This window comes from Bacillus salipaludis, from assembly GCF_004358205.1.
In genome coordinates this window covers 1-7,661 of the sequence record NZ_SMYO01000050.1, presented here as the reverse complement: position 1 = coordinate 7,661, position 7,661 = coordinate 1, and the positions used below count along the sequence as shown (strand labels likewise).

The 7,661-nt window shown below is 37.2% G+C and carries 7 protein-coding genes; 4 read left to right on the top strand and 3 right to left on the bottom strand.

From position 1 onward, the window contains the following. Positions 1-233 (bottom strand): sodium:solute symporter family transporter (locus E2K98_RS29495; RefSeq protein WP_407921240.1); only part of this gene is annotated, 233 nt, incomplete at its 3' end. A 76-nt stretch (positions 234-309) separates the two neighbouring features. Further along, positions 310-1,719, bottom strand: coding sequence for an amino acid permease (locus E2K98_RS29490; protein ID WP_133340463.1), 1,410 nt, complete (start codon positions 1,717-1,719; stop codon positions 310-312). Positions 1,720-2,200: 481 nt separating this feature from the next. Here E2K98_RS29490 and pruA point away from each other — a divergent pair, with 481 nt between their 5' ends. The 3 genes from pruA to E2K98_RS29480 all read left to right on the top strand — a co-directional run bounded on the left by pruA (position 2,201) and on the right by E2K98_RS29480 (position 5,024). Continuing rightward, positions 2,201-3,769: an L-glutamate gamma-semialdehyde dehydrogenase gene (gene pruA, locus E2K98_RS29485; protein ID WP_133340461.1), complete on the top strand. Its 1,569-nt coding sequence runs from the start codon at positions 2,201-2,203 to the stop codon at positions 3,767-3,769. A 45-nt stretch (positions 3,770-3,814) separates the two neighbouring features. Beyond that, positions 3,815-3,970, top strand: a complete 156-nt coding sequence (locus E2K98_RS31360) for a hypothetical protein (protein ID WP_165976433.1) — start codon at positions 3,815-3,817, stop codon at positions 3,968-3,970. A gap of 73 nt (positions 3,971-4,043) precedes the next feature. Beyond that, positions 4,044-5,024: a proline dehydrogenase family protein gene (locus tag E2K98_RS29480; protein ID WP_133340459.1), complete on the top strand. Its 981-nt coding sequence runs from the start codon at positions 4,044-4,046 to the stop codon at positions 5,022-5,024. A 152-nt stretch (positions 5,025-5,176) separates the two neighbouring features. Here E2K98_RS29480 and E2K98_RS29475 read toward each other — a convergent pair whose 3' ends face one another. After that, on the bottom strand, positions 5,177-6,880 hold the full coding sequence (locus E2K98_RS29475; protein WP_133340457.1) for a sigma-54 interaction domain-containing protein: 1,704 nt from the start codon (positions 6,878-6,880) through the stop codon (positions 5,177-5,179). A gap of 395 nt (positions 6,881-7,275) precedes the next feature. Between E2K98_RS29475 and E2K98_RS29470 the strand changes: the two genes are divergently transcribed. Further along, on the top strand, positions 7,276-7,661 hold a 386-nt coding region (locus tag E2K98_RS29470; protein ID WP_165976293.1), incomplete at its 3' end, for an aromatic amino acid lyase.

Below are 7,661 nucleotides of genomic sequence, written 5' to 3'. Positions count from 1 at the left end.
GGTGCAACGAGTTTCCAGTTTAGGTAAGCACCAATGGTTAGCCCGATAGCAATCCATGCGCTTGCAAGACCGGTAACATAGATACCGCCAGGCAGACCCATTAGTAACCAGCCGCTCATATCTGCAGCGCCGGCACTTAAAGCGGTTACTGCTGGTCCTAAAGAACGGCCGCCAAGCATATAATCTGTCAAGTTGCTGGTTTTTCGATAGGCATACCAACCGATTAACAGCATCCCAGCTAAGTAAATCCCTATTGAGATCAATTGTAACGTTTCATGGTTCATACATTTTCCCCCTTGTTTTTAACATCTACTCCGCTTTCGAATGGAGAGACATTTGATTTTGTTCTTCTGGTAATAAATCTATTGATTTTTTATTTTTGCTGACAAAGAAAGAACCGATTACACTTAGAGCGATGAGGGTCGTTAAAAAGAATTGTGAACGTAGTGAATCAATAAATGCCATCGCGATAAAAAGAACAATGATTGCAAGAATAGTAGCGTATGTCAAATAAGGAAATAACCACATTTTTATTTTCAGTGCTTCAGGGTTCTCTTTTTCATATTTTCTTCTCATACGCAGGTGTGAGAAGGCGATTACTAGATAAACAAGAAGCGCAACTCCTCCGGAAGCATTGACTAAGAAAAGAAATATTTTATCAGGAGAAAGGTAATTAAATCCTACGCTAATATAGGAGATCGCGGTACAGCCCAAGATGGCTTGAAGCGGTACGCCCTTTTTGTTGATCTTTAAAAACATTCGGGGTGCGTCTCCGTTTTGTGCCATCGTAAGCAACATACGCGAGCTCGAGTAAAGACCAGAATTCAAACAGGAAAGTACAGCAGTCAACACAATAAAATTCATGATTTGAGCTGCAGCAGGTATTTTTAAAATCTCAAGTACGGAAACAAAAGGATTTTTCAGCAGGGTATGAGAATCCCATGGGAGAATCGTAACCAGCACTAAAATTGAACCCAGATAAAAAATGAGAATCCGATAAATAACGCTGTTTGTTGCAACAGTAATAGCCTTTTCAGGATTTTTTGTTTCTCCTGCAGCGGTTGCGACAATTTCACTTCCCATAAAAGAAAACATAACAAGAGTAATTCCCAAAAATATAGAACTAATTCCATTCGGTAAGAATCCGCCTCGATGTAGAAGGTTTGAAGTTCCGGGGGATTCGACCCCTGGTATAAGTCCGAATATAATAGCCCCGCCAAGAATCAAAAATAAAGCAATACTCACTACTTTGATAAGAGAAAACCAGTACTCAAACTCACCAAACGATTTAACAGAGTACATATTTGTCAACGTTAATAAAAAGGTAAGCAAAAGGCTAAGCGACCAAGAAGGCAAAGAAGGAAACCAGTATTGGATAATATTTGCACCTGCAATCGATTCAACTGCAATGACGATTACCCAGAAGAACCAGTATAGCCACCCAATTGTGTAGCCAGCCCATTGGCCAAGCGCTTCCCGGGCATAGGTAGCAAAAGAACCACTTGATGGATTGACTATGGACATTTCTCCCAGCATCCGCATCACCAAAACCACAAGCAGCCCTGCGAATGCATAGGAGAAGATGGAGGCTGGTCCAGCCATATTAATTAAGGATCCACTTCCAATAAACAATCCAGCCCCAATAATTCCCCCCAGAGAAATCATTGTAATATGCCGAATTTTTAACCCTTTCTGTAACTCTGTTTGTTGATGATGCATTAATCATCCTCCTTAATTAACCGATTATCCAAAAATAATTGAAAGGTGTTCAATTTCTTTATCGCAGAAAAGGCAAATGAAAACCCTTCCAAATTCTAATTAAAATACCCTATAAATCAATTGGATATTTCAGAGAATTATAAATTTATAGTCTTTTATATGAACACATTTTATACATTGTTGTCCAAGGTTGTCAATCTGTAAATTATCCAATACATTTTTGTTAACGTTTAATTATAAAATCGAATACTTTTTTAATTTAAAAGTGATTTTATGGTGTGAATTTAGATGGAGAGTTTTCATTTTATACAATTATGTTTAAAAAACTAATTCGATTTAAACATAATTGTATAAAATAAATTAATTTATACAATTTTCGTAAAAAGTAATATACAAATGTGTAAAAAGGTGTTTATAATATATTTGTGTTAAATGTGAATATTAAATATATTAAAAATCTTGTAATAAGGGAGAGAATCAAATGATTACAGATTATCAAAATACGATTGCACCCTATAAACATGAACCGTTTACGGATTTCACAATAAAAGAAAACAAGCAAGCGTTTGAAGATGCATTGATGTTCGTCCAATCACAATTAGGCGGTGAGTATCCGCTTGTCATCGGAGGAGAACGTATTAGAACGGATAAAAAAACAATATCGGTAAATCCAAGTAATAAGGAAGAAGTCATTGGAACGGTTTCAAAAGCGAATCAAGAGTTGGCTGAAAAAGCAATGCAAGCCGCCCTTTCAACGTTTGAAACATGGAAAAACCATGATCCAGAAGAACGGGCAAACATCTTATTCCGTGCAGCAGGAATCCTTCGCCGTCGTAAACATGAATTTTCAGCCTACCTTGTTAAGGAAGCCGGGAAGCCTTGGAGAGAAGCGGATGCAGATACAGCGGAAGCGATCGATTTTCTTGAATTCTATGCCCGTCAGATGGTGCAATTAAAAGATGGGGTACCAGTTAACAGCCGGGACGGAGAAATTAACAAGTTTCATTACATACCACTTGGTGTAGGTATAATCATTTCACCGTTTAACTTCCCATTAGCGATTATGGCAGGAACAGTGACGGCAGCGATTGTAGCAGGAAACACTGTACTTCTTAAACCATCTGCTAATACACCTGTTGTCGCAGCAAAATTTGTTGAGGTCATGGAAGAAGCTGGTTTGCCTCAAGGGGTGCTGAACTTTGTTCCTGGAGATAGTTCTGAAATGGGGGATTACCTTATTGATCACCCGAAAACCCGCTTCATCTCGTTTACAGGTTCTCGTGAAGTTGGCTGCAGAATTTATGAGCGTGCTGCAAAAGTACAGCCAGACCAAATTTGGTTAAAGCGTGTGATTGCAGAAATGGGTGGAAAAGATACAGTTGTTGTGGATAAAGATGCTGATTTGGATCTTGCAGCTTCTTCGATTGTGTATTCGGCTTTTGGATTCTCTGGACAAAAGTGTTCAGCGGGCTCCCGAGCGGTTGTACATCAGGATGTTTATGATGAGGTGCTGGAAAAGGCAGTGGCATTAACCAACACGCTAACCGTCGGAAACCCGGAAGATGTCAATTCCTATATGGGCCCTGTGATCAGCCAGTCTTCTTATAACAAAATCATGAAATATATCGGAATTGGTAAGGAAGAAGGCAGATTAATGACAGGAGGAGAAGGGGACGACTCCAAAGGGTACTTTATTCAGCCAACCGTTATTGCAGATATGCACGAAAAAGCACGTCTGATGCAGGAAGAAATCTTTGGACCGGTTCTCGCTATTTGCAAGGCGAGAGATTTCGACCATATGATGGAAATTGCAAATAATACTGATTACGGCCTAACTGGTGCATTAATCACGAACAATCGTGAACATATTGAGCGGGCAAAACGTGAATTCCATGTAGGAAATCTTTATTTCAATCGCGGCTGTACGGGAGCGATTGTCGGTTATCAGCCATTTGGCGGATTTAATATGTCAGGAACGGACTCAAAGGCAGGAGGCCCTGATTATCTGATCCTTCACATGCAGGCAAAAACAACGAGCGAAACACTTTAAGAAGGGTTCAGCCCTTAGAGTCATTTAACCTGGAGGGAATATTCCATGTGGATCATTACTGCTTATTCAAAGAACAATATTCAAATGTTTGAGTTTGACACTGAAAAAGAAGCAAATGAGGCTTTAGGGAAAATTCAAGGTTATAAAATCCTTTCAAATATTGTTTATTTTAATGATTCTTATTTAGTTGAATCCTACTAAAATAACAAATAATAAAAGTATAATTTGTTGAAAGTGATACCCTAATATATAACAACAAGAAGGAGTAATGGAGATGTTAAAAGATATTTTTATAGGATTATCCCAAAACCAATTTCTTAATAGTGCGGCTAAAAAGTATGGATTGAAACTAGGGGCACAAAGTGTTGTTGCAGGTACAAATATTGAAGAAACGATTAAAAGCATTAAAGAGCTTAACGCAAATGGAATCTCTTGCACGGTCGATAACTTGGGAGAGTTTGTCTTTAAAAAGGAAGAGGCGATCGCCGCTAGAGACCAAATTTTAAAGGTAATCGAAGCGATTCATAAGAATAACGTAGATGCACATATCTCTTTAAAACCAACACAATTAGGATTAGATATTGATTACAACTTCTGCTTGGAAAATCTTAAAGAAATCGTTCATCAGGCTAGCAATTATGGCATTTTTGTTAATTTTGATATGGAGGATTATGGACATCTACAGCCTTCTTTTGATATTTTAGAAGAATTATCATTGGAATATGATAATGTTGGAACGGTCATTCAGGCCTATTTCTTTAATGCACAAGAAAATCTTGAAAAATATAAAAATTATCGTCTTCGTATTGTAAAAGGTGCATATAAAGAACCGGAACAATATGCTTATCAGGATAAGAAAGAGATCGATAAAAACTTTATTAAGCTAATTGAATGGCATTTATTAAATGGAAAATTCACATCCATTGCGACACATGACCATAAAATCATTAACCATGTGAAACAATTTGTTAAAAAGAATGATATTCCGAATGATAAATTTGAATTCCAAATGCTTTATGGTTTTAGAAAAGACCTTCAGCTAAAATTAGCAAATGAAGGCTTCAATTTCTGTACCTATGTGCCTTTCGGTAAAGACTGGTACGGTTATTTCATGCGCCGTCTTGCTGAAAGACCGCAAAACTTAAATCTTGTTGCTAAACAAGTATTTAACAAAAAAACCAACACAATGGTTGGCTTAGCCGCAGGAGCATTTTTTATGGGTAGATTGACTGTGGGTAATAAAAAAAGGAAATAAATACTTTGTTCCGTTTTTGGCGCTTTTCTGAATACAGAAAGCGTCTTTTTTTTGCTTGGATTTCTCCGCTTATAAGACATCTAAAACAAATAATGACCGATGCGGGAACATCGGCCATGGAATTGGGAATATCTCTTGTTTTTAACCTTACCTTAGTTAAGCTCATACTCTTTAATCTTATTATAAAGTGTTCCCCTTGAGATACCGAGTAATTTGGCAGCTGCACTCTTGTTTCCATAAGTTTTCCGTAAAGCTTCCTCAATGATCAATGCCTCTTCTTTTATAGGTGCATGTTCCTTTAGTGATGTTTCGTTTTGGCTTGGAACCTTGCTGTTATCTCCAGAATAAGTGTCAACTATATTTTTGGGAAGATGATGAAGTGTAATTATATTTTCATCATTAAGAATAATAAAGCGTTCAATGACATTGCGGAGCTCGCGGATATTTCCTGGCCAATCATAGTTCATCAAAAGGGTCATTACCTTAGGCGTAATTTCTGGAATGGGTTTCTTATACTTAGAACTAAATTCATGTATAAATTGTTGAACAAGTTTAATAATATCCTCTGTTCTTTTACGCAAAGGAGGGATATCAATGTTAATTACAGTTAAACGATAATAAAGGGTTTCGTTAAATTCCCCATCCTTTGCCATGGACTCTAATGGTTGAGAAGTAGAAGCAATAATCCTTGTGTTTGTTGTAATTAATTCAGATCCACCCACTCGATAAAAGGATTGATGTTCCACGTAATTTAGGAATTTTTCTTGAATATCTAATGGCATTTTGTCAACTTCTTCAAGAAACAAAGTTCCATTACATGCTTGTTCGATTTTTCCGGCTTGTCCGACCTTTCGATCGGATGTAAAAACTCCTTCCTGGTATCCGAATAATTCAGCCTCTAAAAGGCCTGAAGGAATCGTTGAACAATTGACAGTTACAAAAGGTCCAGTGTTTTTTGAACCGCCATAATGGATCGCATGGGCCAGCATCTCTTTTCCCGTACCAGGTTCACCGGTTAACAGAACGGGAATATCAGCAGAGGCAACTTTTTGTGCAATTTGCAATGCTTGTTGAATTTCTGAACTAACTCCAATGATTGAATCAAAAGGCTTTTCTTGATCAATTAGCGAAGGAAGCGACGAGTCAAGTTCCTCGTTTAATCGAACGAATCCAGTGATATCGCGCTCGATCGCAATACCCCCAATAATGGTATTATCCTTTATAATAGGAGAAGCATTTATCAGTACGTGAGTATCGTTATTCGGGCGATGATAGGCGCCGCGAACAGTCCGTCCCTCATTTAATATATGGTGTAATATAAGGGATTCCGCTTTAAAATGTTCTCCAATCTTTTGCCCAAGGATATTCTCTCGCTTAATTTTATATGTCCTCTCAGCTACAGAATTCCAACAAATAACAGTTCCTTCCTGATCTACAGCTGTGACTGCATCATTAATTGTTTCGGCCAATGTATAAAAGTAAGAAGAGAGTTTCTTATTTTCCCCCTCAAGTTGCTGAAACCATTGGTTAGCAGTCACAACCCCGATAATATCTCCCTTATCTTTATCTTTAATAAGAACTGGCCGTCTCCAATCTGTTGTTGATGTAGAAAGTTCATTGATAGTAGAAACTTTAGAAGGGAGCCAATTTACCTTTTCAATCCAGTTGATTACAGGAAGCGAATCCTCATCTATTGCTATAAGGTTGTATTCACTATTTGAGATTCCGTAGTAGGTTTCACCGGAAACAAAAACAAAATCATGCTCTAAAAGTTCGTTTTTTATATGTATCAAAGATGTATGCGGCTCAACTAAAGTAAAGGAGTTATTTAATTGCATCTGCCCAATATTGAACATAATAAACCCCTTTCATTATGTGCTTTTTTTAAATGTATCATGTTTTCTACAGTATTATCTACTAAAAGTATCATAAAACAAATGTGTTTAAATTAAAAAGGTACAGTCTAGAACCATTACCATCTTTCATTTATTATTGTGCTAAAGTGTTATCGTGCTAAAATTCAGAAAATTTCATTGACAGTAAGGGCTTGCTTCACATAAAATAATTATCATAGGAATAGGAATATTTATATTTTTAAAAGGAGAATGAGACAAATGAGACGGTTTATACATCCAATAATAAAAATTAAATATTCTATTATGATTATTAAAGAGGCTGGACTCCTAAACTAAGTGAAAAGGAATCCAGCCTCTTTCTTTATTATACTAAAGTGGTAGAGGAGAGATAATAAATGATTACATTAACTGGCCAAGGTTTAACGTTAAAGGAAATGAAAGAAGTATTATATGGTGGTCAAAAGGTCCAAGCATCAGATAAAAGCATGGAAGCAGTAAAAAAGAGCAGGGAAGCAGTAGATCGAATCGTTTCAGAAGGAAGAGTGATCTACGGGATTACAACTGGATTCGGTAAATTTAGTGATGTGTTCATCGATCAGAACGATGTTCAAGACCTTCAGTTGAACTTGATCCGTTCTCATGCATGCGGTGTCGGCGAACCATTCCCTGTGGATGTAGCAAAAGCAATGGTACTTCTTCGTGCCAATGCACTTTTAAAGGGTTTTTCTGGCGTACGTCCAGTGGTAATTGAAACATTATTAAAGCTTGTGAATCATGATAT

What these genes read in the sequence shown, in the direction of transcription:
- E2K98_RS29475 (WP_133340457.1), bottom strand. Translation starts at nt 6,880, where the DNA reads ATGTTCAATATTGGGCAGATGCAATTAAATAACTCCTTTACTTTAGTT.
- E2K98_RS29480 (WP_133340459.1), top strand. Translation starts at nt 4,044, where the DNA reads ATGTTAAAAGATATTTTTATAGGATTATCCCAAAACCAATTTCTTAAT.
- E2K98_RS29490 (WP_133340463.1), bottom strand. Translation starts at nt 1,719, where the DNA reads ATGCATCATCAACAAACAGAGTTACAGAAAGGGTTAAAAATTCGGCAT.
- pruA (WP_133340461.1), top strand. Translation starts at nt 2,201, where the DNA reads ATGATTACAGATTATCAAAATACGATTGCACCCTATAAACATGAACCG.
- E2K98_RS31360 (WP_165976433.1), top strand. Translation starts at nt 3,815, where the DNA reads ATGTGGATCATTACTGCTTATTCAAAGAACAATATTCAAATGTTTGAG.